This is a genomic window from Embleya sp. NPDC005971 (assembly GCF_040629175.1).
Taxonomy (GTDB): domain Bacteria; phylum Actinomycetota; class Actinomycetes; order Streptomycetales; family Streptomycetaceae; genus Embleya.
Genome location: NZ_JBEXUX010000014.1, coordinates 12,977 through 38,370 on the forward strand (window position 1 = coordinate 12,977; position 25,394 = coordinate 38,370).

Annotated in this window: 24 protein-coding genes; 7 read left to right on the plus strand and 17 right to left on the minus strand. The window is 72.4% G+C overall.

Annotation, left to right across the window (positions count from 1 at the left end; translation table 11 throughout):
* Window positions 1-31: 31 nt before the first annotated feature.
* The 3 genes from ABZ374_RS14815 to ABZ374_RS14825 all read right to left on the minus strand — a co-directional run bounded on the left by ABZ374_RS14815 (window position 32) and on the right by ABZ374_RS14825 (window position 4,743).
* The gene (locus ABZ374_RS14815) at window positions 32-1,132 is read right to left on the minus strand and encodes a hypothetical protein (RefSeq protein WP_360310782.1); all 1,101 of its coding nucleotides are present in this window, start codon (window positions 1,130-1,132) and stop codon (window positions 32-34) included.
* Window positions 1,133-1,371: 239 nt separating this feature from the next.
* Window positions 1,372-3,474, minus strand: coding sequence for an NAD-dependent DNA ligase LigA (ligA, locus tag ABZ374_RS14820; protein ID WP_360310784.1), 2,103 nt, complete (start codon window positions 3,472-3,474; stop codon window positions 1,372-1,374).
* Window positions 3,475-3,561: 87 nt separating this feature from the next.
* Window positions 3,562-4,743 carry an MFS transporter gene (locus tag ABZ374_RS14825; RefSeq protein WP_360310786.1) on the minus strand — a complete coding sequence of 394 codons (1,182 nt, stop codon included), beginning with the start codon at window positions 4,741-4,743 and terminating at the stop codon, window positions 3,562-3,564.
* Between the two features lie 59 nt (window positions 4,744-4,802).
* On the opposite strand from ABZ374_RS14825, the gene ABZ374_RS14830 reads away from it, so the two are divergent.
* Genes ABZ374_RS14830 through ABZ374_RS14840 form a run of 3 tightly spaced genes read left to right on the plus strand, consistent with a single transcriptional unit; the run spans window position 4,803 to window position 7,497 of the window.
* Window positions 4,803-5,882 carry a winged helix-turn-helix domain-containing protein gene (locus tag ABZ374_RS14830; RefSeq protein WP_360310788.1) on the plus strand — a complete coding sequence of 360 codons (1,080 nt, stop codon included), beginning with the start codon at window positions 4,803-4,805 and terminating at the stop codon, window positions 5,880-5,882.
* Between the two features lie 4 nt (window positions 5,883-5,886).
* On the plus strand, window positions 5,887-6,657 hold the full coding sequence (locus ABZ374_RS14835) for a DUF2071 domain-containing protein (protein ID WP_360310790.1): 771 nt from the start codon (window positions 5,887-5,889) through the stop codon (window positions 6,655-6,657).
* 9 nt (window positions 6,658-6,666) lie between these two features.
* On the plus strand, window positions 6,667-7,497 hold the full coding sequence (locus ABZ374_RS14840) for a phosphotransferase (RefSeq protein ID WP_360310792.1): 831 nt from the start codon (window positions 6,667-6,669) through the stop codon (window positions 7,495-7,497).
* Window positions 7,498-7,736: 239 nt separating this feature from the next.
* On the opposite strand, the gene ABZ374_RS14845 is transcribed toward ABZ374_RS14840, so the two are convergent.
* The 4 genes from ABZ374_RS14845 to ABZ374_RS14860 all read right to left on the minus strand — a co-directional run bounded on the left by ABZ374_RS14845 (window position 7,737) and on the right by ABZ374_RS14860 (window position 11,918).
* A complete protein-coding gene (locus ABZ374_RS14845; protein ID WP_360310794.1) occupies window positions 7,737-8,264 on the minus strand; it encodes an aminoglycoside adenylyltransferase in 528 nt (175 codons plus the stop codon).
* Window positions 8,265-8,421: 157 nt separating this feature from the next.
* On the minus strand, window positions 8,422-9,363 hold the full coding sequence (locus ABZ374_RS14850) for a carbohydrate kinase (RefSeq protein ID WP_360310796.1): 942 nt from the start codon (window positions 9,361-9,363) through the stop codon (window positions 8,422-8,424).
* Window positions 9,364-9,436: 73 nt separating this feature from the next.
* Window positions 9,437-10,468, minus strand: coding sequence for a LacI family DNA-binding transcriptional regulator (locus ABZ374_RS14855; RefSeq protein ID WP_360310798.1), 1,032 nt, complete (start codon window positions 10,466-10,468; stop codon window positions 9,437-9,439).
* Window positions 10,469-10,604: 136 nt separating this feature from the next.
* The gene (locus ABZ374_RS14860) at window positions 10,605-11,918 is read right to left on the minus strand and encodes an AGE family epimerase/isomerase (RefSeq protein ID WP_360310800.1); all 1,314 of its coding nucleotides are present in this window, start codon (window positions 11,916-11,918) and stop codon (window positions 10,605-10,607) included.
* Window positions 11,919-12,268: 350 nt separating this feature from the next.
* Between ABZ374_RS14860 and ABZ374_RS14865 the strand changes: the two genes are divergently transcribed.
* From ABZ374_RS14865 to ABZ374_RS14875, 3 genes are all read left to right on the plus strand, one after another.
* Window positions 12,269-13,042, plus strand: a complete 774-nt coding sequence (locus ABZ374_RS14865; protein ID WP_360310802.1) for an ATP-binding cassette domain-containing protein — start codon at window positions 12,269-12,271, stop codon at window positions 13,040-13,042.
* On the plus strand, window positions 13,039-14,169 hold the full coding sequence (locus tag ABZ374_RS14870; protein ID WP_360310804.1) for an ABC transporter permease: 1,131 nt from the start codon (window positions 13,039-13,041) through the stop codon (window positions 14,167-14,169). The genes ABZ374_RS14865 and ABZ374_RS14870 overlap by 4 nt, the downstream gene beginning before the upstream one ends.
* 109 nt (window positions 14,170-14,278) lie before the next feature.
* Window positions 14,279-15,244, plus strand: a complete 966-nt coding sequence (locus tag ABZ374_RS14875; protein ID WP_360310806.1) for an ABC transporter substrate-binding protein — start codon at window positions 14,279-14,281, stop codon at window positions 15,242-15,244.
* A gap of 120 nt (window positions 15,245-15,364) precedes the next feature.
* On the opposite strand, the gene ABZ374_RS14880 is transcribed toward ABZ374_RS14875, so the two are convergent.
* The 10 genes from ABZ374_RS14880 to ABZ374_RS14925 all read right to left on the minus strand — a co-directional run bounded on the left by ABZ374_RS14880 (window position 15,365) and on the right by ABZ374_RS14925 (window position 24,458).
* Window positions 15,365-15,934, minus strand: a complete 570-nt coding sequence (locus ABZ374_RS14880; RefSeq protein ID WP_360310808.1) for a septum formation family protein — start codon at window positions 15,932-15,934, stop codon at window positions 15,365-15,367.
* 101 nt (window positions 15,935-16,035) lie between these two features.
* Window positions 16,036-16,662: a signal peptidase I gene (gene lepB / locus ABZ374_RS14885; RefSeq protein WP_360310810.1), complete on the minus strand. Its 627-nt coding sequence runs from the start codon at window positions 16,660-16,662 to the stop codon at window positions 16,036-16,038.
* Window positions 16,659-18,476, minus strand: a complete 1,818-nt coding sequence (locus ABZ374_RS14890; protein WP_360310812.1) for an ABC transporter ATP-binding protein — start codon at window positions 18,474-18,476, stop codon at window positions 16,659-16,661. Before ABZ374_RS14890 ends, lepB begins: the two co-directional genes overlap by 4 nt.
* Window positions 18,473-19,018, minus strand: coding sequence for a hypothetical protein (locus ABZ374_RS14895; RefSeq protein ID WP_360310814.1), 546 nt, complete (start codon window positions 19,016-19,018; stop codon window positions 18,473-18,475). The genes ABZ374_RS14890 and ABZ374_RS14895 overlap by 4 nt, the downstream gene beginning before the upstream one ends.
* On the minus strand, window positions 19,018-19,542 hold the full coding sequence (locus tag ABZ374_RS14900; RefSeq protein WP_360310816.1) for a MauE/DoxX family redox-associated membrane protein: 525 nt from the start codon (window positions 19,540-19,542) through the stop codon (window positions 19,018-19,020). Before ABZ374_RS14900 ends, ABZ374_RS14895 begins: the two co-directional genes overlap by 1 nt.
* 339 nt (window positions 19,543-19,881) lie before the next feature.
* The gene (locus tag ABZ374_RS14905; protein WP_281174555.1) at window positions 19,882-20,016 is read right to left on the minus strand and encodes a hypothetical protein; all 135 of its coding nucleotides are present in this window, start codon (window positions 20,014-20,016) and stop codon (window positions 19,882-19,884) included.
* 222 nt (window positions 20,017-20,238) lie between these two features.
* Complete coding sequence (locus tag ABZ374_RS14910; protein WP_360310818.1) at window positions 20,239-20,958, minus strand: class F sortase; 720 nt, start codon at window positions 20,956-20,958, stop codon at window positions 20,239-20,241.
* Between the two features lie 30 nt (window positions 20,959-20,988).
* A complete protein-coding gene (locus ABZ374_RS14915) occupies window positions 20,989-21,423 on the minus strand; it encodes a hypothetical protein (RefSeq protein ID WP_360310820.1) in 435 nt (144 codons plus the stop codon).
* 212 nt (window positions 21,424-21,635) lie between these two features.
* Window positions 21,636-23,390: a SpoIIE family protein phosphatase gene (locus ABZ374_RS14920; RefSeq protein WP_360310822.1), complete on the minus strand. Its 1,755-nt coding sequence runs from the start codon at window positions 23,388-23,390 to the stop codon at window positions 21,636-21,638.
* 48 nt (window positions 23,391-23,438) lie between these two features.
* Window positions 23,439-24,458: an acyltransferase domain-containing protein gene (locus tag ABZ374_RS14925; RefSeq protein ID WP_360310824.1), complete on the minus strand. Its 1,020-nt coding sequence runs from the start codon at window positions 24,456-24,458 to the stop codon at window positions 23,439-23,441.
* A 565-nt stretch (window positions 24,459-25,023) separates the two neighbouring features.
* Here ABZ374_RS14925 and ABZ374_RS14930 point away from each other — a divergent pair.
* Window positions 25,024-25,362, plus strand: coding sequence for a hypothetical protein (locus ABZ374_RS14930; RefSeq protein WP_360310826.1), 339 nt, complete (start codon window positions 25,024-25,026; stop codon window positions 25,360-25,362).
* Window positions 25,363-25,394: the final 32 nt, after the last annotated feature.

Genomic DNA, 25,394 nt, shown 5'->3' on the forward strand with positions numbered 1-25,394 from the left:
ACGAGGTCGAATCGGCCGACCATCGGGCCGATCACGGCCAACGATGGCCTGCGGCGCCGCCGTCCCAACCGCGTGGCCGGCCGCGCACGTCGAGCAGGTCCGCGACGTATTCCGGCACGGGCAGCCCGCCCCCGACGATGCGTCCCCGGCCGGCCCCGGGGCGGCGGGCGACGCTGCGGACGTTCTCCCATGCCCACGCCTCCGTGCCGGCCATCCGGTGGTGCATCGCCGAAACGCAGCGCCGCAGCAGGAGTTCGGTGTCCGGATCGGTCGAGGCCGCACCGCCGAGGCCGCCCTGGAGGGCGCGCCGGGCCGTCATGAAGTCGGCCACCCGATCCTGGATCCGAATCGCCACCGCCGCCTCCGCGTGCTCGCGCCCGACATGCTCGGTGTACGCCAGCACACCGACCAGGTCGGCCGGCGAGTCCGGTCCGGCACTGTCCCGGGACGCGTAGTAGTCGCTGGTCCAGGACACCACGTCCGCCTCGGCGTTGCGGATGTCGTCGTATGCCGCGCCGTCCCGGATCGCCGTCGGAAGCTCGCCGCCCGCGATGAACTCGTCGAGCAACAGGCACGGGAACTGGCCCCCGGCCAGCCGCCGATAGCGGATGTACGCGTCCACGCCACACGCGTGTTCCCGGGCCGCGGGCACCGCGCCCGCCGGTGGGTGGGCCACCCGATGCAGCGTCTGTACGGACTCGGTGACGAAGCGCTCCCGCCACTGTGCGCTCATCGCCGGATAGACCCGCCCCAGCACCTCCGCGAGGGCGTGCGCCATCGCCGCCGCGGTCGACTCCGCCCGGCCGGTGTGGAAGACCGACTCGATCTGGTCGATCAGGTGCTCGCCCGGGTGCGCGGGGTGTTCCTCGGGTTCGGCGTAGCGGTCGTGGGTGAGGAACTGCCAGGCGATGAACTGCGCGTACAGGCACAGCAGATCGGGTGCGGCATCGGGGTGGGTGTAGGCGGCGAGGTCACCGAGTCGGGCTCCGAGCAGCCGCCTCTCGGCGCCGGGACGGTCGAGCAGGTGGTGCCGTCGCGCCCAGTCCAGCAGCCGGCATTCCGCATCGGGCGCGTGCGGATTGCGGTCGAGAGCGAACGGCAGCGGTATTCGCGGGGGATGTGCCTCGACCATGGGGGACTCCATTCGTCGTCGAAGGGTGGTGCGGCCAAGGGGTTTCCGCATGTTGCGGACCTGCTCGACCACCACCGGCTCCCGAACGCGACGATGCCAGCGTCCGACGCGTCGCACACCGATATCGCCCGTTTCCCTCTCGGGGCGATTGTCGATCTGCTATGGATCGTCCGGACACCTCCCGGGTGGGTGCGGCCGGCGACCGGTTCGGCCTCCGGTCGCCGGCCGCACCCCGCCACTCAGCCGGGCAGCAACGCGCCCACCAGGAGCGCGAATTCCTCCGGATCCATGATTTGCACCCCGAGCTTCTCCGCCTTCGCGCGCTTCGCCCCCGCCTTCTCGCCGGCGACCACCAGGGCGGTCTTCGCGGACACGGCCGAGGACGCGATGCCGCCCGCGCGCTCGATCAGTTCGTTCATCTCGTTGCGGGACAGCGCGGCGAGTTTCCCGGTCATCGAACCGGTGACCACCACCGACTTCCCGGTCAGCGGGCCGGCCTCGACCGCCGCCGCGTCACCCGCCTGCTCGGCGGCAGCGGCGCCGGCCGGCTCGCTCGCGCCCGCCCCCGGCTCGCTCATGTTCACCCCGGCCGCGACCAACTTGTCGATCACCTCGCCCAGTTCGACCAACTCGGCGACGATCACGGCCGCCTTGCCGGGGCCGATGCCCTCGACCTGTGCCATCGCCTCCACGTCCGCCGCGCGGATCGCCTCCATCGTGCCGAAGTGCCGGGCGATCCGCCGGGACATCGACCGACCGGTCAGCCGTACGCCGAGCGCGCACAACACCCGACTGAGCGGCTTCGCCCGGGCTTCCTCGATGCCTGCCAGCAGCCGGTCGGCGATCTTGTCCACCCGGTCCAGGGCCAGGAACTGCTCGCGGGTGAGCGTGAACAGGTCGGCCACGTCGGTGACCGCGCCGGCGGCGATCAACTGGGCGACGATCCGGCCGCCGATGCCCTCGATGTCGAGTTGGTCGCGGCCCACCGCGTACAGGATCCCGGCCTGGAGACCACACGCGCGGCCCTGCGTGCACCGCCAACGCTGCTGGCTGGTGTCCAACTCGCCGCCGCACTGCGGGCATTCGGTCGGAAACTCGATCGGCGTCTCGGCGCCGGTGCGCAGGTGCACCAGCGGCGCCTCGACGCGCGGGATGATGTCGCCGGCCTTGTAGACGCTGACCTGATCGCCGATCATCAGCCCGCGCCGCTCGATGTCGGCCGGGTTGTGCAGTGTGGCGAAGCCGACGATGCTGCCGTCGATCTCCACCGGGTCCAGGATCGCGCGCGGCGCGATCACGCCGGTGCGGCCCACCGCCCAGTCCACGCCGGTGAGTCGGGTGATCTTGTGCACGGCGGCCAGCTTGTACGCGATCGCCCAGCGCGGCGCGCGGGTTCCGCTGCCCGCGTCGGCCTGGTCGAGCGCCGCGTCGGCCTTGATCACCACGCCGTCGATGCCGAACGGCAATTCGGCCCGCGCCGCGGCGATCTCGTCGACCGCGGCCTGCACCTCCTCGATGCTCGTACACACCCGCAGCCGTGCCGAGGTGCGCCCGGTGGTGAGCACGCCGAGCGCCTCGACCCGGGCCATCACCGCGGAGTGGTCGGCCGTCCGCAACTCCTCGGCGAACGTGCTCTCGTCGTCTGCCAGGGGCAGCGCGACATAGCCGAAGAAGGTCATCGGGATCACATACGGCCGATCCTTGGCCCGCAGCGTGCCGGCCGCACCACCACGCGGGTTGGCGAACACGCTCGCGCCGTGCTCCCGGCGGATCTCGTTGGCCGTCTCGAACTGCTCTGCCGTCAGCAGGACTTCGCCACGCACCTCGATCGACACCGGCTCGCTCAACCGCTCCGGCAGGCCGACGATGGTGCCGATCGCGTGCGAGACATCCTCGCCGGCGATGCCGTCACCGCGAGTGACCAGCCGGTCCAGTCGGCCGTCGCGGTAGCGCACCGCCACCGCCAGGCCGTCCATCTTCGGCTCCACCGTCAGCGCCGCGACCGGCCGCTTGATCCGGCGCTCCAGCGACGCGGCCCACGCGGCGAGCCCCTCGGGGTCGAACACGTTGTCCAGGCTGAGCATCGGCACCGTGTGCGGCACGTCCCCGCCCGGCAGCGCGCCGGCCGCGACCTTGCCGACCGGCGATTCGGCGAGCACCCGGTCCGGGTGCTCCTGCTCGTACGCGCCGATCCCGCGCAACAACCGGTCGTACGTGTCGTCGTCCACGGTCGAGTCGGCGCCGCCGTAGTAGGCCCGCGCGGCGGCGGTCACGGCCTCGACGGCCTGGGTGTACGCGTCGAAGTCGGCGAGAACGGCGGCCGGCGCCGGGGTGTCGGTCATGCGCACATCCTCTCGAACGGCACCGACATCGCCCGGAGCGCCCACTCCCGACCCGATCCCAACCCGACCGGGGCTTCGCACCCCCGCTCACGCCTCCCGAAGCACCGGTGCCGGGTGCGCCCGCAGCCCCGCCGCCAGGGTCAGGGTGACCGCGACGGACGCCGCGGCCAGCACCGTGATCGCCGTCGTCGGCGAGGTGACCTGGGCGATTCCGCCCGCGATCGACGCGCCGATGCCCTGCATCGCGACCATCCCCGACGAGTGCAGCCCCAGCGCCTGCCCGCTCAGCTCGTCCGGCGTCATCGCCATCAACCGCTCCTGGAACAACAACGTCGCCGAATAGCCGATCGACGCCACCGCGACCACACCCAGCGCGAACGGCAGCGGCGGATGCACCGCGAACAACAGGTACGGCGTGGCCAGGAGCAGCAACATCGGCGCCCCGAGCCGGCGTCGCCACGGCGCGGGCACGAACCGCCCGCCCACCACGTCCCCGGCGAGCATGCCCACGGCCGCGAACGCGAAGAGCAGCCCCGCGTGGTCCGGCGCGAGCGGGATGAACAACGACTCGCAGCCGACGATCAGACCGTTGGGCACCCACAGCGCGAGATAGATGTAGCGGCGCGGCTTGACCGACCACAACACCGTGTTGTTGCGCCAGGTCTCGGCGACCGACGGCCGACCGGCCGCCCGCGGCGCCCGCCGGGCCAGGCCGAATCGGGCCACGATCGCCGCGAGCAGGTACAACCCGGCGGCCACCAGGAGCGTGCCGCGCGCGGACAACACGGTGACCAGCACGGCGCCGAGCGAGAAGCCGACGATCTGGAGCACCCCGTTGCTCATGTTGAGCACGGACCGCCCGAGCAGGAAACCGCTCCTGGGCAGGATCTCGTTGAGCAACCCGTAGCGCACGCCGCCGCCCACCGCGGCCACCGCGCCCTCGCCCAGCACGATCGCGAACAGCGCCCACAGCGGCAGCCCCGGGATCGCCACCGCGGCGGTGCCCGCGGCGAAGATCAACCCGATCACCGTCATCGCGGCCCGCGGCGGCAACCGGTCCGCCGCCGACATCAGCGCGGTCGCCCCGATCACCTGCGCGAGCGAACCGCCGAACATGCCCAGCGCGGCCAGCAGCGGCGAACCGGTCCGGTCGTAGACGAGGGTGCCCAACGCCAGTCCGGCGACGTTGGTTGCGGCCAGTTGCGCGGAGGACGCGGCGAACAGCGGGGTGTACTCCGGCGCGCGGAAGAGCTCTCGGTAGGTGCGCATGGCCAGAGCTTCGAGCCCGGCAGGGCGCGGGCGTTACTGTTTCGCCGGGAGGCGAAACCATGGGGTGGTGGCAGATCGACGCGGACACCCTGGCCGGCAGCCGATTCGCGGTCTCGCCGCTGGCCGAGGTCACCGCGACGCTCAAGACGCTGCAACGCGGTACGGCCGCGCATCCCGGCGAGGGGATCTGGCTGGACGCACACCTGCCCGCCTACCGGGCCCGGCTGGCCGAGGACCCGATCACCGCACTGCTGCTGCGGATCGGCTTCGGCGGCAGTTGGAACGCGGACTTCCTCACACCCCCGCCGGCGACCGGCGAAGCGGCCTTCGCGGCGGAACTGGCCGGTATCCGGGCCACGTCGGACCCGGACGCCCGGGCCGACCTGGAGGTGTCGATGGGCGGTCCACTGCCCGCCGCGCTGGACGGCCCCGAACTCGGCCCGCGCGCCGCGGACATCCTGGACTGGGTGTGGACCCGGGTGGTCCGACCGGACTGGCCGCGGCGGCGGCGGATCATCGAGGCCGACATCGTCGCCCGCACCGGTCAACTCGGCCGGGGCGGCTGGGCGGCGGCCCTGGACGACCTGCGTCCGGGCATGCGCTGGCTGGGCGCGAGCCGACTGCGGATCAACACCTACGACTACCCGCCGCGCGAACTCGGCGGTGCCCGACTGTCGTTCGTGCCGGTCACGCTCGGACGCGGCTGGGTGGCCTGGGCGGGGGAGCGGCACTACGCGGTGGTCTACCCCTGCTCGGGCACCCTGGCCGACGCGCACCGCCCGGCCGGCCCCGACCCGCTGGCCCGCCTCCTCGGCCCGGCCCGGGCCGGCGTGTTGATCCGCCTGGACACCCCCAAGAGCACCACCCAACTGGTCGCGCTGACCGGCCAGGGCCTCGGCTCGGTCGGCCGCCACCTCAAGATCCTGCTGGACGCCAACCTGGTCCTGCGCCGCCGCTCCGGCCGCTCGGTCCTGTACTACCGCTCACCCGTCGGCGAGGCCCTGATCACCGCCCAGACACCGGCTCGCCCGCCCCGGACCCGCAACCCCGCGGGACCCCGCACAGCCCCGCCCGGTCCCCGGGCCCGAACGACCGAGCCCGGGAACGGACGCGCCGCCGTGCGGGATGGGACACCATGACCGGATGAGCACCGAAACCGTCACACCGTTGTCCCCGCGCGGCATTTCGCACGTGCTGCTCACCCAGCGCTGGAGCGAACTCACCTTCCTGCACTGGGCCGTGCCGCCCGCCGCGGTCGCCCCACTGCTCCCGGCGGGCACCCGGCCGGACGTCCTGGACGGCGTCACCTACGTCGGCCTGGTGCCGTTCCGGATGGTGGGCGTCGCCTTCCTGCGGCTACCGGGCGTGCCGTGGCTCGGCACTTTCCCGGAGACCAACGTGCGGCTGTACTCGGTGGACGGGGCCGGCCGGCGCGGCGTGGTGTTCCGCTCGCTGGAGGCGGCCCGCCTGCTGCCGGTGCTGACCGCCCGGGCCACGCTGCGACTCCCGTACCGGTGGGCCAGGATGCGCATCGAGCACACCGGCGACCGGGTGCGCTACACGACGCGGCGACATCGCCCGGAGGGCGTCCCCAGGGGCGGCACGGTCGAGGTGCGCGTCGGCGCACCCGTGACCGACCCGAGCCCGCTCGAACACTTCCTCACCGCACGCTGGGGCCTGCACACCCGAGTCGCCGGCCGCACCCTCTACCTGCCCAACGCACACCCGCGCTGGCCGCTGCGCCGCGCCGAGTTGCTGCACCTGGACGAAGACCTGGTCGCGGCCGCGGGCCTGCCCGGGGTCGGCGGCGCACCGGACAGCGTGTTGTACTCCCCCGGCGTCCCCGTCCGCTTCGGCCCACCCCTCCCGGTCGACCCCGGCGCCCCGTCCGAGCCGTCCGGGCCGGGGGAGTAGCGTGCCGCGATGACCGAGACGTGGAGTACGCACGACATCGAGTTCCGTGACGACGTGGTGGTCAAGCGATTTCGCTCGCGCGAGCGCGCCGAGCCGCTGCGCGAATGGCAGGCGCTGAGCCTGCTGGCCCGATACGCACCGGGCCTGGCACCGGAGCCGATCCGCGAGGACATCGACGGCGAACCGCCCGTCGTCGTGATGTCCCGACTCGGGGGTGTGCCGCTGCGCGGACGAGACCTCGGCCAAGAGCAACTGCGGGCGCTGGCACAGGCGATCGGCACGCTGCACGACGCGGTTCCGACGGAGACGATCCTGGCCCTGCCGGCCTGTACCTGGTATCCGCCCGTGGTCGAGGGCAAGGCGCGGGCGTGGAGTACGGGCGGGCGGGAACTCGGCCCCGACCCGATGGTGGCGCGGGCCTTCGAGGCCGGCCGCGCGTGGTTGGCGGAACGGGACACGCCGGCGGAACCGGGGCCGGGCATCCGGCCGGTGTTCGGCCTGTCGGACGGAAACCTGGCCAACTACCTGTGGGACGGCGCGCGGGTTCGCCTGGTGGACTTCGAGATCTCCGGCCGCAGCGACCGGGCGTTCGAACTGGCGGAGCTGGTCGAGCACGTCTCGATGTGGCCGCACGGCACCGAGGCCGATACGACGTTCTTCCTGTCCTGCTTCGAGTTGAGCGATCCCGAGATCGCACGACTGCGGGACTTCCGGGCCCTGTTCGCCTTCGTCTGGCTGCTGATGTTGTTGCCGGACAGCCCCGGTCATCACCGCAACCCACCCGGAACCCTGGAGCGCCAGGCGGCCCGGCTGTCGGCCCGTCTCGACCGGATCGGGTAGTCGGGCGGCGGCGCCGGCGGACTGCCGATCGGTGCGCACGACCCACGAAATCCGGCCGGCCGGTGGGCACGACGAAGTGAGGGCGGACGCCCGGACGGATCGTCGTATCGATCACACCCCCGAGGCACCGACCCCACGCCGGCCACCTCCGAACGCCCGACCCCACGTCGGACGCCCCACCGCCCCCACTCGCCCCGCTCGTCGCACCCCACCGGTCGACGACGAGCCGGCCGTACCCACTATCCGGTCATCGCCTCCAGCAATCGTTCGACGTCCTCGACATCCTTGGCCCGACGCGGCCGATGCGGCATCCACGTGGGGATCATCAGCTTGATCTCGACCTGCGCCTCGGGCGAGATGATCGGGCAGGACAACCCGCCCAACCTGCCCGGCGGCGTCTCCAGCATCCTCTCCGGCCAGCGTGCGCCCGCCCACGGCCCACCGGCCACGATCACGTGACCCTCGGGATCGAGGGCCAGGAACGCGAAGCCCAATTCCACCCCACCCGCCGCGTAATCGAGTTGTTGTTCGACCGGCGCCCGAGCCAGGCGAACGAATCCTCGCGCGGAGAACGCTTCGGTGAGCGCCGGGGCGTCCTGTGCCCACGCGAACCAGTCGACGTCTGCATGTTCCCTGGTTATCCGCCCCAGGTAGAAATCCATTGCCCATCCGCCCCGCAACCAGACCTGAATACCCAACTCCCGGGCCAGGTCTTGGACTTCGACGATCAGTGCGATCTGCCGGTCGGCATCCGACGACACAGTCATGGGTTTACCGTAGGGCTCCCGCCGCCCGCCCCGGCACGGTCTCGTCACGACGTCATCTACCCGTGACCGAAAACGATTCTTCGTCGCCCCTTCCGCGCGCCACCGCGGCCTCCTCGGTCCACGCCTCCCCGGCCTGCTCGGGCCCGGCTTCCCGGTCTCATTCCGTCCCGCCGGCGAGCCCGTGTGCGCGGCGATACGCGCGCAGCTCGGCCGCCGTGGGCGGGTTCGCCCCCGCCCGGGAACAGGTGAGGGCCGCGACCACCGACGCGTCCGCGAGCAACGTGCCCAGCGTCGCCGGGTCGAGACCTCGGATGCCGGCGGGGTGCAACAGGTCCCGGCGGCGCAGCGCGTCCAGGAGGCCGGCCGTGTACGCGTCGCCCGCGCCGACCGTGTCCACCACCGGCACCGCCCGGGCGGGCGCCGCAGCCCGCCCCGCGGCGCACACGCCGTACGAGCCCTCGGCGCCGCGGGTGACCACCACCAGGCCCGGCCCCAGCGCCAGCCAGGCATCCGCCACGTCGGCGAAGTCCCGGGTCGGATGGAGCCAGGCGAGGTCCTCGTCGCTGACCTTGACCACATCCGACAGGGCCACCAGCGACTCGATCCGCTCCCGGGCCGGCCCCGGGGCGCCCATCAGGGACGGCCGGCAGTTCGGATCGTAGGAGACCACCGCCTCCCCCTTCGCGTGTTCGGCGGCCAGGAGGCGCCGCACCGGGTCCGCGCCCGGGGCCAGCGTCGCCGCGATCGAACCGGTGTGCACGCACCGGGATCCGGTCGGGACGCCGACCGACTCGGGCAACTCCCAGTCGATGTCGAAGGTGTAGGTCGCCGCTCCGGCCGAGTCCAGGTCGGCTCGGGCCACGCTGGTGCGACCCGCCGACCGGCTCTGCGGCGCCACCTCGACCGCGCTCGCCGCCAGGTGCGCCGCGAGCAACTCGCCGTGCGGGTCCGGTCCGTAACGGGTGATCAGATGCACCGGCGCGCCGAGTCGACCCAGCCCCACCGCGACATTGGCCGGACTGCCCCCGGGATGGGCGACCGGATCGCCGCCCCGGACGGATACGAGGTCGATCAACGCCTCGCCGATCACGGTGATCATGCGGCGGCCCTCCTGGTGGGTTCGTGGTGCCGAGGGGCGGCGCCCGGTCGGGCGGCGGCGCCCGTACCGCCGGTCACGGACCGACCTCGCCGGAGCCGCGCGGGATCAGCCGGGTGCGCATGTGGATGTGCTGTACCGGGGTCACATCGCCCGCGAGGCGGCGGAACAACAGGTGCGCGGCGGCCTGTCCGATGCCGAACGGGTCCTGGGCGACCACGGTGACGGCCGGGGTGAGCATGTCCGCGAGTTCGAAGTCGTCGAAGCCGACCAGCGCGGGCTGCACCGGCGAGCGGCGGATCTCGCGCAGCGTCTCGACGGTGAATCGGCTGTTGCCGCAGAAGACCGCGGTGGCCGGATCGGCCCCGCCGAGCATCGCCCGCAACCACGCCCGCAGTTCCGCACCGTACGGCGGCCCGTTGTACACCAGCCGCGGATCCGGTTCGATGCCCGCCTCGGTCAACGCCTCGCGGTGGCCGCGCAGTCTTTCCCGGGCGGTGAAGATCTCCAGCCGGTCGCCGATGAACGCGATCCGTCGATGGCCGTGCCGGATCAGGTGTTCGACTCCGGTCCGGGCCCCGCCGACGTTGTCCACGAGCACGGTGTCCGCCTCGATGTCGCCCGGTGGGCGGTCGATGAACACGCACACCATCCCGGCCTCGATCTCCGGCAGCAGGTAGCGGTGACTGCCGCCGGCCGGGACCACGATCAGGCCGTCCAGGCGCCGTGCGCACAGGGCCAGGACGAGGTCGCGCTCCTTGTCCGGATCCTCCGCCGACGACGCGCTGAACAACACCGTGCCGTGCTGGTGGGCGATGTCCTGGATGGATCGGGTGAGGGCGGAGGAGAACGGGTCCGCGGCGTCCTCCAGGACCAGGCCGATGCTGGAGGTGTGCCCCGAGCGCAACTGCGCCGCGCTGTCGTTGCGCCGGAATCCGGTCTGCGCGACGGCCGCCCACACCGCCTGCTGTTTCCCGGCACTGACGTTCGGCTCACCGTTTATCACCCGCGAGACGGTCTTGATGCCGACACCGGCGAGGGCGGCCACGTCCTTCATCGTGGTACGACCGCGCCCGCGCGGGCGCTCCGGAATCGTCGGGCCGGCCATCGGGGGTCCTACCTTTCGAGCGGCCGGGTTCGCATCCGGCACCCAGGGTGCGGTGCTCCCGGAACCGGGAGCGGGGGAGTGGGGCCGGCCCCGAGCGGACGCCGGCGGTGCGAAGCGGCAGTCGGGGTCGGTCGGTTCAGCGGCGGTCGTCGGTTCGGCGGGCGGCTCGACGCAATGCCTCGGCGAGGGTCGGTGCGGACCCCAGCCGGGGCAGCAGGGTGGCCTGTACCGCGTGGTACACGTCGGGTTTCCCCTGCCAGACGGTGGCCGAGGGCCGCGCGTCGGGGTCGAGTTCGTGATGCCAGCTACCGTGCTTCCGGTCCAGGAACACTGCGTCGGCATGCTCCCACCACGCTCGGTACAGGTCATCGTAGTAGGCGACCCCGGTGGCCCGACGCAGTGCCGCCGCCGCCGCGATCGCCTCGGCCTGGACCCAGTGCATCCGGGTGCGTACCACCGGCCGTCCGGTCCAGTCGAGCGTGTACACGAAGCCCGGCCGGCCGTCCGCGTGGCCGCCTTCGCGCACCGCCGCCGCGAACAGCGCCTCCGCGTCGGTACGCAACCAATCGGGCGGGTCCGGCAACGACGCGGCCAGCGCGAGCAGCAGCCGGGACCACTCGAAGCCGTGGCCGACGGTGGCGCCGTAGGGGCGGAACGGATCGGCGGGACGGTCGTGGTGGTACTCGCGCCGCGGCGTCCAGTCCGGGGCGAAGTGCTCGACCAGCCGCCATCGATCGGCCCGCGCGTGGTCGTGCACGACCCGCTCGGCGATGCGCAGGGCGCGGGTGCGCCAGTGGTGTTCGCCGGTGGCGTCGGCGGCGGCCAGGAACGCCTCCACGGCGTGCATGTTGCTGTTGGCGCCCCGGTACGCCTCGCCGGTGGTCCAGGCCCGGTCCCAGGATTCGGCGCAGGCGCCCCGGTCGGCCTCCCAGAACCGGCGCTCGACGACGTCCAGGGCCTCGGCGAGCAGGGCGGGCGCGCCGCGATGGCCGGCGGCGCACGCGCTCGCGGCGGCCAGCACGACGAACGCGTGGTCGTACATGCGCTTGCCGTCCGGGCGTTCGGCGTCCGGCACCGGCCGCCCGGACCGGTCCACCAGCGGATGCCAGCCGCCGTGCTCGCCGTCCCGCAGCAGATCCGTCAACGCGGCGATTCCGTGCGCCACGAGCGCGGCCGCCTCGTCCGGCCCGACATCGCCGGCGTCGCCCCCACCCGCGCCCTGCCCCGCACCGCCGACCCCCCGCAACCGTGCCAACGCGAACACGTGCGTCATCCGGGCCGTCACCCACGTGTGCACCACCCCGTCCGCGACCGGCCGACCGGTGTCGTCCAGCCAGCCGAACCCGCCCTCGGCCAGCCGGGCGCCCCGGGCGAACCGGATCAGTCGGTCGCATTCCGCGTCCAGCCAGGCCGCGTGTTCGGGGGAGTCCCCCAGGGGTTCAGCCGCCATGTGCCGCACACTCCCTCTGACATCGTTGTCACACGGACCGTACCGGGCCGTCGACAAGCTGTCGACATCCCGCCCGCCGGCTGCTTCCCGGATCGGCCGCCGAGCCGGATCGACTATGGCCAATCGCCGCAATCCCCAACAGATCAGCGCGAGTTCCGGGCCGAACCCGAGATCCGCGAAACCCTTGACACCCGCCCATCGGGCCAGCACTGTACTGACACCGTTGTCAGACGGTCGGCGACCCGGTTCGCTCTCGCCTCCGTCCTGACACACGTGCGAACTCGTGGTGCCCCGGCCCCGGCCGAGCCGGCTCGCGGTGAACGACCCGACAACCCGAAGGAGTTGGGCACGTGCAACCCCTGATCGAAGGTCGGGGCCTGGTCAAGCGGTACGGCCAGGTCCAGGCCCTGCGCGGCGCCGACTTCACCGTCTTCCCGGGCGAGGTCGTCGCGCTGATCGGTGACAACGGCGCGGGCAAGAGCACGCTCACCAAGACCCTGGCCGGCACCGAACGACCGGACGCGGGCGAGATCCTCTTCGAGGGCCGGCCGGTGAGCATGGAACGACCCACGGACGCCCAGGAGTTGGGTATCGAGACGGTCTACCAGGACCTGGCCCTGGCGCCCGATCTGGACGGCGCGGCCAACCTCTTCCTGGGCCGCGAGCTGCTGCGCCGCGGTCTGGCCGGGCGGTTGGGCGTACTGGACAAGGCCACGATGCGCGAGCGGGCGATCGAGGCGTTCGCCCGGCTCGGCGTCGAGTTGCAGGACATCGACGCCCCGATCGGGACGCTCTCCGGCGGCCAGCGACAGAGTGTGGCCATCGCCCGCGCGGTCGCCTGGGCGGACAAGGTGATCTTCATGGACGAGCCGACCGCAGCGCTCGGTGTGCTCCAGCGCGGTCGGGTGCTGGAGGTGATCCGCCGGGTCCGGGACAACGGCATCGCGGTCGTGCTGATCAGCCACAACATGCCGGAGGTGTTGTCGGTCGCGGACCGCGTCGAGGTGCTGCGGCTGGGTCGACGCGTGGCGAGCCTGACCGCCGCGGACACCACGGTGGAGGACCTCGTGGGCGCGATGACCGGCGCCCTGGACGGACTCGACGGGCAGGGAGCACCGGCATGAACCTCGACAAGACGGCCACCCCACCGGGGCACCCGGACCCGGACGGCGACCGAGCCGACGGGCAACCCGCGACACGCGGCGGTCGGGAACACCCGGCGCCCGTGCCGCAGGCCGGCCAAGTCCCCCCGGACGCCGGATCGTTCCTCCGCCGTGTGGTGTGGCGCCGGCTCGCCCGGAGCAACTCGTGGTGGACCTTCCTGGTCCTGATGGTGCTGGTGACCGCCTTCTCCGTCATGCGACCCGAGCAGTTCCCCACCACGTTCAACCTGCGCAACGTGGCCACCGACGCGGCGGTGTTGCTGATCGTCGGCGTCGGGATGACCTTCGTGATCATCATGGCCGGCATCGATCTGTCGGTCGGCTCGGTCCTGGTCTTCGCCGGCGTCGCCGCGGCCAAGACGATGACCGCCGTCGCCGGACCGGACGCCGGCTGGGGCGCGATCCTGCTCGGCGTACTCGCCGGTCTCGCCGCCGGCGCCGGCTGGGGCGCGTTCAACGGCTTCCTGATCGCCAAGGCGCGGGTGCCCGCGCTGATCGTCACGCTCGGCAGCCTGGGCATGGCGCTGGGCCTGGCCCAGGTGTTGACGGAGGGTCAAGACGTCCGGGGCGTGCCCACCCGGTTCACCGACACGATCGGCAACGGCCGATTCCTGGGCGTTCCATGGCTGGTGGTGATCGCGCTCGTGGTCACCGTGCTGGGTGCGCTCGTGTTGGCCACGACCCGCTTCGGCCGGCGTACCTACGCGGTGGGTTCCAACGCCGAGGCGGCCCGGCGCGCCGGGATCGCCGTCGATCGACACATGATCGAGGTCTACGCCCTGTCCGGCACCCTGGCCGGGCTCGCCGGGGTGTTGTCCCTCGCCCGCTTCACCACCACCACGATCGGCGGCCACGCCAACGACTCGCTCGGTGCCATCGCGGCCGTCGTCCTGGGCGGCACCAGCCTGTTCGGCGGCATCGGCACCGTGGTCGGCACGCTGATCGGCGTCTTCATCCCCGCCATCCTGCAGAACGGCTTCGTCATCCTGGGCGTGCAGCCGTTCTGGCAGAGCGTCGCGGTCGGCGCCGTGCTGATCGCCGCCGTGTACGCCGACCAGTTGCGCCGCCGCGGCCGGCAACGCCGCTGACCACCGCGGCCGTTCCCGGACCGCCTCGATCCGACCCGCCACCCGCTCCGGCCCACCCCCGCCGCACGGCCGATCGTTTCGCCCCACCACCGCCAGGAGGCACTGCCCGATGAAGACACCGACGTACGTCGCCGTGACCATCGCCCTGACCGCGGTCGCCACCCTCGGCGGGTGCAGCGACGACGGCGGCTCCGGGGGCGGACGCAAGATCACCTTCGTCCAGGGCGTCAAGGGCGACGAGTTCTACATCTCGATGGCCTGCGGCGCACAGCAGAAGGCCAAGGAACTCGGCGTCAAGCTCGATGTGACCGGCGCGGACAAGTGGGACGCCTCGCTGCAGACCCCCGTGGTCAACGCCGTCGCCGCCAAGAGCCCGGACGCCGTACTGATCGCTCCCACCGACACCCAGGCCCTGCGCCAACCCGAGCAGCAGCTCAAGTCCCGGGGCGCGAAGGTGATCGAGGTGGACACCAAGCTCGACGACGGCTCGATCCGCGAGACCGCGATCTCCTCCGACAACGAACGCGGCGGCATGCTCGCCGCCCAGACCCTGGCCGGTCTGCTCCAGGACCGGGGCACGGTCGCGGCGATCAGCGTCAAGCCCGGCATCTCCACCACGGACGCCCGCCTGAAGGGCTTCGAGACGGAGATCAGGAAGCACCCCGGCATCACCTACCTCGGCGTGCAGTACAACGACGACGACCCGGCCAAGGCCGCTTCCATCGTCACCTCCACGATCGCCTCGCATCGCGACCTGGTCGGCGTCTTCGCGGCCAACGTGTTCAGCGGCGAGGGCGCGGCCACCGGCATCGAACAGGCCGGCAAGGCGGGCCAGGTCAAACTGGTCGCCTTCGACGCCACCCCGAAGCAGGTCGAGGCGCTGCGCAAGGGTTCGATTCAGGGCCTGATCGCGCAGAAGCCGTTCGACATCGGCTCCCAGGGCGTCGAACAGGCCGTCGCCGCACTCGACAAGAAGCCGGTCCCCAAGAACATCTCCACCGACCTGGTCGCCGTCACCAAGGAGAACGTGGACCAGCCCGACGTGAGCAAGTACCTGTACAAGGGCGCCTGTTGACCCGACCCGAAGCCGACCCGGCGGCCCCTCGACCGCTCGGCTCCGCCGGCTCGACCGCACCCGTTCGAAACACGTGATCGGCCCCCGTAGGCGACTACGGGGGCCGAGGTCACGCCGACGCTACTTGACGATCGTGGTCAGCGGCTGCTTGTCCTCGCGCTCGATGATGCACGCCGCCTGGTGGTTGCCGTGGTTCCACGACTCCATGTCGAGCGGGTACGAGTACGAGAAGCCGAGCTTGGGCGACGCGGGCTGCCGATCCAACAGCGGGCCGATGTACTGCTCGCACAGTTCGCCGACCTTGTCCTCGTAGCCCGCGGTGAGCGGCGTCACCGACGCCGGCAGGTCGAACGCCTTGCCGACCTGGCCGCTGTGCGGCTTCGCGCAGGAGACGTCCGTGGTCTTGGCGCCGTCCTGGTTGATGCACTGGCCGGTCTTGTACGTGAAGGCGTCGATGATGTCGGCCGTGGACGTGCCCGTGGCGCTGCCGGTCGGCTTCGTGGTGCCGCTCGGCTTGCCGGTCGGGCTCGTGGTGGCCTTCCCCGTGGATGATGCGGTCGAAGAGACGACGGGAGCCTTGCTGCCCTTGTCGTCCTTGTCGTTGCCGAGACAGCCGGACAGCAGACCGGTGGCGGCGACGACTCCGGCCACGGCCGGCGCGAGTACGCGCAGGCGGTGGGAGGTGGGCATGTGGGACACAACCTTTCGCTTTGGGACGCCCAAGATCCTGTCGCGATCCCGCACCGAAATGTGGAGGGAAACGGCGCTTGCATTTTGCGAAGTCGAGAGGATCAGTCCGCTCGTGGTTCACCCCGCGCCGCACCCGTTCCCGGCCCGCTGCCATCGTCGCCCGTCGGCGCCGCCCGCACCAGCCCCCGGCGGGAAGTTCGTCGCCCGCCCGGCGGCGCGATCCGGCGCACCGCCACCCCGACCACCTGGTCCCGGTGCACGAAACCGTACGCGCGCGAGTCCCAGCTCGACGCGGCGTTGTCGCCCAGCACGACCAACGCGCCGGCGGGCACCGCTTCCCCGGCGGCGTCGCGCAGCACCGGGAAACGGTCCACCGGCACCGGATCACCCGCCACCGCCACCGCACGCTTGACCATCAACCGCCCCCGCGGCACCGGGGCCAGATCGGTGCGTTCCGGGATCGCGGCGAGCACGGCCGCGTCCAACCGCCGCAACCCCGGCGGCAGTCCGGCCACCACCGGCGGATGCGGGACCCGGACGACCACCACCCGACCGGCCCGCACCCGCCCGGTGCGACGCACCAACAAGCGATCGCCCGGGAAGAGCGTGGGTTCCATGCTCGGACCCTCGACCGTGGCCACCAGGTAGCGCCGGCGCACCCACAGCAGTGCCGCCGCGCCCACGCTCGCACCCGCGAGCACGACAGGCGCGATCCGGGCCGGGTTCACGTCGCCTCCCGATATCCGGCCGCCTGGAGCCGGAACAGGCTCGCGTAGTGGCCCTCGTCGTCGAGCAGTGCCTCGTGCGAGCCCTGTTCGATGATCCGACCGCCGTCCAGGACCACGATCAGGTCCGCGTCGCGCACCGCGCCGAGCCGGTGCGAGATGAGCAGACTGGTACGACCCTCGCGGTGTTCGCGCATTCGGGCGTGCACCTCGTGCTCGGCCTGCGGGTCCAGGCCCGAGCTGGGCTCGTCCAATATCATCAGCTCCCGCCCGGCGCGGACGAACGCCCGCGCCAGGGCCAGGCGTTGCCACTGGCCGCCGGAGAGCACCACGCCGGTGTCCGGGTCCTCCTTGTCGGCCTCGCTGAAGAACATCCGGGTCAGCAGCGTGTCGTAGCCGCGTGGCAGGGCGGCGAGCCGGTCGTGGATGCCCGCGCGTTCGGCGGCGGCCTCGATCCGGGCCCGGTCGCCCAGGCTGTCCGGGTCGCCCATGGCGATGTTCTCCGCGGCGGTCAGGTCGTAGTTCATGTGGTCCTGGAACACCGCGCTGATCCGCCCGCGCAGTTCGGCCGGCGCGATGTCGCGCAGATCCACGCCGTCCCAGGTGATCCGCCCCCGGGTCGGGTCGTACATCCGGCACAGGAGCTTGACCAGCGTGCTCTTGCCCGCCCCGTTGAGTCCCACCAAGGCCACCGCCCGACCGTGCGGGATGCGCAGGTCGACGCCGCCCAGCACCCAGGGGTGGTCGTCGCTGTAGCGGAACCACACGTCGTGGAACTCGATGCCCACGCCCGGCTCCGGCGCGGGTGCGCTCTCGGTGGCCGAGGCCAGATCGGGTTCGGCGCGCACCACCGCGACGTAGTGGGTCAGGCTCAGGAGTTGGCCGTGCGCGGAGGCGATCGAGGACACCAGTCGGTCCAGGGCCGCCTGGATGCCGCCGACCGCGGCCACGAACATGGTCACGTCGCCGACGCTGAGGGTGCCGCGCCGGGCGGCGGTGACGGCCCACCACAGACCGCCGCCGGCGACCGCGGCGCCGAGTGCGCCCAGCACCGCCTGGGTGCCGAACTCGCGAAGGTCCATTCGGCGTTCGGCCGCATTGGCGCGGCGCCGCTCGTGCATCATCCGGGTGCGCAGGAACGGGCCGATGCCGAACAGCCGGATCTCGGTGGCCGCTTCGACGTCGGTGAGCAGTCGGCCGTAGAAGAACTCCCGGCGGTGCACCTGTTCGAAGTCCCACTGCATGCCGGCGCGCAGTCGGGACAACCGCAGTTCGGCGACCAGCACCGGGATTGCGGCGAGCAGGACCAGCCCGGTCATCGTCGGGCTGAGGATCAGCAATGAGCCGACGAAGCCGAGCAGCGTCAGCGCGCCCTGCACGGTGCCGCTCGCGCCGTCCACCAGGACGCCGAAGCCGGCGGTGCTGCTGCGTCCCAGGCGCAAGCGGTCCAGGAACGCCGGGTCCTCGAACCGGCGCAGGCCCACCTGGCGTTCGGCCGCCGCGAACAGGCGGTCGGTGCCCACCACCCCGGTGGCCCGGCCGATCTGGGCGCGCAGGTAGCGGCCGATCCCCGGCAGCATGGTGGCGACCAGTCCGGTGACCGCGAGCGCGAGGGCCAGGCCGCCGATCGCGCCGTGTCCGTCGGTGAGTCGGTCGATGACCAGCTTGGTCAGCCACGCGATGGTGATCGGCACACCCGCCGACCCCAGCGTCACCGCCAGCGACCCCAGCGCCTGGGCGGGGGCCGCGTGCCGGGTGAGCGACATCGCCTCGCGGGCGGCGGCGAACAGGTCGCGGGCGTCGATCCGTGGGCTCACGCGTGCGCTTCGCTGGGCCGATGGCTGTTCTCGGACGCGCCGACGGCGGGCAGATCCGTCATCTTCAGGCCGGCCGCCAGCACCCGCCGATCCGCGCCGAGCAGGTACATCGCCGGCGTCCAGGCATTTCTGAACGCGGCCTGGACCACGCCGTCGTACTCCTCCACGATCACCCGGGCCACCGGGGTCAGCAGCGCGAGCAACTCGGCGTCGTCCCCGGCGATCACCGCCAGCGTGCGCTCGCGACCCAGCGAGCGGGCCCGCTCGGCGAAGCGCGGTGCCTGTACGTGGCAGGGCTCGCACCCGGCGGAGAAGAAGCCGACCAGCCCGCCGACGTCGAGGTCGCCCACCTGTTCGCCGGTGGTCGTGGTGGCGGTGAACACGCCGGGGCGCTTGCCCGGCCCCAGTTCGATCGGCGGCCCGGACGCGGTCGCGGTCTGCGGTTGTGGTGCGCGCAGCCTGCGCAGCACGCCGAGCAGGAGCACCAGGTTGAACGCGCTCACCAGAGCGATGAGCACGACGGCGGCGACAAGTATGGGCATCAGGCATTCCTCGCGAACAGGTCGACGATGTCGTCCAGGGAGATGAGCAGGAGCGCGCCGAGCAGCCCGGCCACCACCGCGACGGCGCTGCCGGCGAGCGCGGGCGGCAGGTCGGTGGGGGAGGCGAGGCCGGTCGCGGACAGGCCGGCGATCGAGGCGGCGAGCAGGATGCCGTTGCGCACCAGGTGGCGCGGGCCCAGCGGCGCGTCGGAGGCGCCGAAGCAGCGGCAGGAGGAGCGCCGACCCCGGCGCAGCGCAGCGCCGACGGCCGCGGTGAACCCGGCGAGCAACACGCCGGCGACCGCGAAGCCGACGCCTCGGGTCGGCGGGACCAGGACGAGCACGGGCACCGAGATCTCCCCGGCGACCACCGCGTACCCGACCGGCCGGGTCGACCCGGCCCGCAGCGGCAGCAGGCCCGGTATGGAGTCGACGAAGCCGGCGAAATCGCGGAGCTTGGCGACCGCGGCGACGGCGAATACGAGGCCGATCAGGCAGGCCGAGCCCAGGTATATGTAGCCCACGGTTGTCCCCCTTTTTGGCGCGCGGAAACGGCGGGCGGCGAAAGTTCACCGCCCGCCGTCGAGTCCGGCAGGATCGCCCAACAGATTTCGAGGTCGCGCTACACGCACATTCGCCAATTCGGGGTGCCGAAGATACGTGTCGTACTACGCCGAACGCAGTTGTGGATGCGATCCTCGGGACGGCCGCCTTGTGGGTGGTCCGCCCCGATAATGACGGCGCGATAATTAATCCCGCTGCGGGCAATCCCGCTGCGCGATATTGCATCGCGGAATATCACCAACGGCCGCGACGGGCGGAGACGGACGAACCCCGCCCGCCGACGGCTCCGGGGCCGAAGGTCAGCAGTTGCCGACGCGCGTGGTGGTGCAGCCCTCGTCCTTGCAGCACTGATACAGGAAGAGCACGCCTCCACCACAGAAGTAGGTGTTGCTACAGCCTGCCTCGACCGTGGCCTTTTGGGTCAGTCGGTTCAACAGACGATCGGCGAGACGCATCATGACGTCTCCTCTCCCGGCCGGGTGGGCCGTTTGGATTGGTAATCGGATTATTGCCAGTTCCGCTTTTTATTCGCAAGACCCAAATCACCAACCATCGGAGATGATCAAGGAATGATCGCCGCGCCCGATTTCCGGCGGCCGGGCGCCGCGAATCGGCTCGATCCGCCGAATACGATGGATAGGCTCGATATGGCGGGCCTACGGGACGAGGTGGGCGAAAACCACGACGTTGCCGGAATAGTGCGTCTTCTTGCTGTAGGTGCCGCCGCAGGTGAGGAGCCGCAACTCCGGTCGGGTCGCGTCGCCGAAAACCCGCGCGGTGGGAAAGTCGTCCCGGGCGAACGCCTCGACCCCGTCCACCACGAACGCCGCGACGCTGCCGTCCGCGCGGTCGATCTCGATCCGGGAGCCGCGCGGCAGCGCGCCCAGCGGATAGAAGACCGCAGGACCGGCGGCGGTGTCCACGTGCCCGGCGATCGCGGCGGTGCCCTTCTCGCCTGGCGTCACGCCACCCTGGTACCAGCCGGCCAGATTGCGATCCCCCTGCGCGGGCACGTCGATGCCGCCCGCCTGATCCAGGCCGACCCGGGCCAACGGAGCCGAGATGCCCAACTCCGGGATCCGGATCCGGGTCGGGATCGACGCGCGCATCGGCGCCGGCTCGGGCGGCGCCGCGGGCGGCGTCGTGGACGCGGCGGGATCGGTGGGCCCCGCGGGGGTCGCCGAAGCCGCGGGATCCGCGGCGGACGCCGCCGGCGTGCTCGGCACCGCCGCCGCGGCGGGCGGGCGCGGTGGTGGTGCGGCGGCGTCGTACCCGGCGTACAGCAGCCCTGCGCCGCCGATCGCCAGCACGCCGGTGGCCGCCGCCCAGAACAGGCGGCGGCCACCGGGTCGGTGCTGCCGATCCGCGGCACTCACGGGTGCCTCGGGTGCGGAACGGGCCATCGGTCAGGCGGGGTTCGAGGTCCGGCGGCGCAGCGCGACGAAGCCGGTGCCGGCCGCGCCCGCGAGCACCAGACCGCCCACCGCGAGCAGCGCCGGGTCGGCGCCCTGGGTGCCGCCGAAGCCGGCCGTGGACGCGGTGGTCGGCGCGCTGCCCATCACGTGCAGGCTGCCGATCAGTTCCTGGCCCTCGCCGCAGACCACCTTGACCTCGTAGTCGCCGGTGGCCACGTCCTTGATCGTGGCCTGGCCCTTGACCTCGTCGCCCTCCCGGGTCAGGGTGGCGGTGGCCGTGAACGCGTCCGAGGAAGCGGTCGCCGTGTTCGCGGTGCAGTGCTTGTCGTCCGACAACAACACCGTGTCGCCGGGGCGACCGGAATCGGTCTGCATCGGCGTGGCGGCGAACGCCGCACCGGCGGAGCCGCATACACTGAGAGTCACGATGGTGCCGACGACTGCGAGACGGGCACAGCGCATTTCGTCCTCCAATGGACATGCGGAACCGAACCCGACAGAACGGGTCACAGGGGAAGTCCCGCTACAAGGAACGTAAAAAGCCGCTCAACCCCTCGCCACCGCTGGCCGCCGAACGGTGGATCACGCCGGGCGTCGGAGTGGAACGCGCCCGCCCCGGGGTTTACCGGCACACCCACTCACCCCGCGCCGGGCACCTGCCGGGCGGCCATCACCGCGATGTCGTCCTCCACCGGCGGCACCACCAGGCGATCCAGGATCGTGTCCACCAGCGCCTCCAACGGCGCCGCCGGCACCGGACGCAGCGCCGCCAACCGCGCCAACGACACGTCGATGTCCTCGTCCCGGCGCTCCACCAGACCGTCGGTGTACAGCACCAACACCGAGCCGGGCACGTTCGGCCGCACGTATGCCGCGTACCCCCCACACCCGGTGCCCAGCGGCGGACCGGTCGGCAGCTCCACCAGCCGGGTTCCGCCGTCGGCCTCCACCAGCAACGGCGGCAGATGCCCGGCGTTGGCGAACGTGGACACCCCCGCGCCCGGATCCACCAGTACCAACAGACACGTGGCCACCCGCTCCAGCCCCGCCTCCTCGCTCATCCGGTCGGCCCGCGCCAGGATCTCCTCCGGCGACAGCCCGCCCGCCGCCAACACCCGCAACAGCGCCCGATAGTGGCTCATGTCCACCGCGGCCTGCACGCCGTGCCCCATCACATCGCCGACCGCGAGCAACGTGCGCCCGTGCGGCAGCGCGATCGCGTCGAACCAGTCGCCGCCCACCTCCACGCTGCGCCCGGCCGGCAGATAGCGGGTGGCCAGCTCGATGTCCGGATGCGGCGCCTTGGGCCGGGCCAGCAGGGCCCGCTGGAGCGCGAGCGCGACGCTGTGCTCGCGCGAGTACCGCCGCGCGTTGTCCACACATGTGGCCGCGCGGTGCGCGAGGTCGCGGGCCATCTCCACGTCGTCCTCGGTGAAGGTCGGCGAATCGCCGGCCCGGACCAGGCTCAGCGTGCCGATCGCCTCGCCGCGCGCGATCAGCGGCACCAGCAGCGCCGAATGCATCGCCGCCTCCCGGTAGACCGCCACCCGGGACGCGTCCGGCGCGGTCGCCCGCAACCTCTCGTCGGAGGGCCGGTTGTCCACCACCGTGCACCCGGTCCGCACCACGCGCGCCACGTCCGCGCCCGGCTGGTAGTCGATGTGCTCGCCCGGCCGACCCAGCATCGCGCTGAGGTAGCGCAGCTCCGGGATCGAGGTCCACGCCGCCCGGCGCAGCCGCACGGTGTCCGGGGCCGGGCGCGGCCGACCGACCTGCTGATCCGGGTCGGCCGGCTCCACCAGTTCCACGCCGACCACGTCCGCCAGTACCGGGACCAACAGATCCACCAGCTCCCGGCACGTGGTGTCGATGTCCAGCGTGGTGCCGATCTCCAACGCGGCCCGATCCAACAACGCCAGCCGACGATGCGCCTGATCCAGCGCGAGCCGGGTGCGCCGGGACTCGGTGACCTCCATCAGGATGCCGACGATGCCGAACACGCCGTCCCGGTCGTCGAGTCGGTGATAGGCCGCGTGCCACCACCGGGTCTGCGGTACGCCGTCCACGACGCGCACACCGGTGATCGTCGCCTCGCGCGCGATCCCGTCGGCGAGCACCGCGCGCAGCACGTCCTCGGGCACGTCCAGCCCCGGAAACGACTCGGCGATGGCGAGCCCGACGTGTTCGCTCGCCGGCCGGCCGTCGATCCGCGCCAGCGCCGGATTCACGTACAGATGACGCAATTCCGGGTCCAGGATGCAGATCGGGGCCGCGGTCTGCTCCAGTACGCGACGCAACAGGCGCAATCGGGCACGCACCGACAATCGCGAGTCCGCGCCGAGCAGTCCGCCCACGTCGAACTCTTCGTCCGCCGGGTCGACGTCGTCGTGCAAGCCGGAGTCTCCTTGGGGTCGCGGTCTCGGTGGGTGGGCGCGGGTCGTTCAGCCGGTGGGTACGTCGGACGGCTCCGCGAGGGCGGCCAGGTCCTCGTGCAGCAGCCCACTCGCCCGCAGGACGCCGGCGACCCGGGTCAGATCGGCACCGGCCGCGACCGGCACCGCGGTGCGCACCCGGGCATCGGCCGAACGGGCGAACGAACCGAGTACATCGCGGGCGCCCGCCTCCACGAACACCTCGATGCCGCGTTCGCGCAACGTGGTCACCGCGTTGCGATAACGCACCGGGTGCCGCAGTTGGCCCACCACCCCGTCACGCAGCTCGCGCTCGTCGGCGTAGTCGCGGCCCAACAACGGCGACAACACCGGATAACGCGGCGCCCGGAACTCGATGTCCGTCCCGAGCCGGCGCCACTCGGTGGCGGCCGACTCGCGCAACCGGTTGTGGAACAACGTGCGCACCGTCAACGCCCTGGAGACGACCGACTTGCGCTCCGCCAGCGCCGCGAACGTGGCCAGCGACTCGTCCGGCCCGGAGACCACGGTGTGCTCGGCCGAGTTGTCGCAGGCCAGATCCAGACCGGGCAACTGCGCCGAACACAGCAGTTCGAGCGTGTGCCTCGGTGCCAGGCGCAGGGTGAGCAGACCACCCGGATCACTGGTATGGAGCGTGCACGCCGCCGCCCGGGCCAGATACAGCCGGGCGCCGTCGCCCGCCGTGTACACCCCGGCTGCGGCCAACGCCGCCATCTCGCCCAGGCTGTGCCCGAGCAGCACGTCGGGACGGATCCCGAAATCGCCTTCGAGCAGCCGGAACGCGGCCAGCGCACCGGCGTAGATGGCCAGATGCAGGGACAACTCGTGCCGGTCCATCAACTCGTGTGCGTCCGGCGCCTGGGGATCGACGAGCAGACGCGAGGGGGACAACGTGGTCCCGTCGCCGACCGCGTCGTCGACCTCGGCCAGGGTGTCCCGGACGGCGGGGCGATCCTGGAGCTGGCGCAGTGCGCCCGGCACATAGGAGCCGACGCCGGGCATGATGATGGCGGTGCGTGGCACGCTCACGGAGACTCTCCCTGGGCTCGGTGGTCTCTGCTGCCATGGCCGGGAGGTTCACCGAACCCCGGCCACGGGTCGAGGGGACGACTTCGGAGGGTGGCGGTGGGACTGCGCCGCGCGATCTCGCGGATCGACCCCGGTCATGGCGGAAACCCGGGCTCGCGTGACGGGGGCGCGCGTCCGGGGCGGATCGGGATGGGGGCTGGGCCGGGCGTAGCGGCTGTGCGGTGCGGTTCGGTGACGTTCGACGACGTCGGGTGTGGGTCGGCGGGGTTCGGTGGATGGACTCGATTCCAGGAGAGTCGAGCCGGCGGGGGAGCGCAACCGCGCCCGGCCCCGCGGGCTGGGGCCCGGGCCGATCGGGCGCCCGGGCGGGCGGGCAACTCACGTGGTGTCGACGGGAGCTGACTGCCAGTCAGACCGGCCTGCGGGCGGGCATTCGGCGGCATGCGGACCGCCATTCGGGGTATTCCATCCGAGTGGTCCGGGGCCCGCCCCGCGACGGTCGCCGATTCGGGTGGGCGTCGTTGCCGGCCCGTCGCCTTCGGTCGCCCCGATCGTTGGTCCGAACGTGATGAACCCCTGTCGTGTACTGGCCGCCGGGCTCGCCTCGGCCGCCGCACTCGTCGCATTCGCGTCCGCCGCGCCCGTCGCGTCGGCACCCGTCGGGTCCGTGCCTCGCGCCTCCGCGCCGGTCGTGTCGGGCGCCGAAGCCGACCCGGGCACCACCGTCGTGGTCGCCGGCGACGGCTACCACGTGGCCGCGGGCGACGTCGTGGTCCGGCTCGACGCCGGCGAGCGGGCCGCCGTGGTCGAGATCGCCCGCCACGGCGACGGGCCCGACGTGCGGATCCCGGTCGGCGCCGAACGACCCCGCCGAACCGGGATGCATATGCTGTCGGGGCCGTGAACCGGACGAGTGGCCCGGCGGCGCCGGCAGGA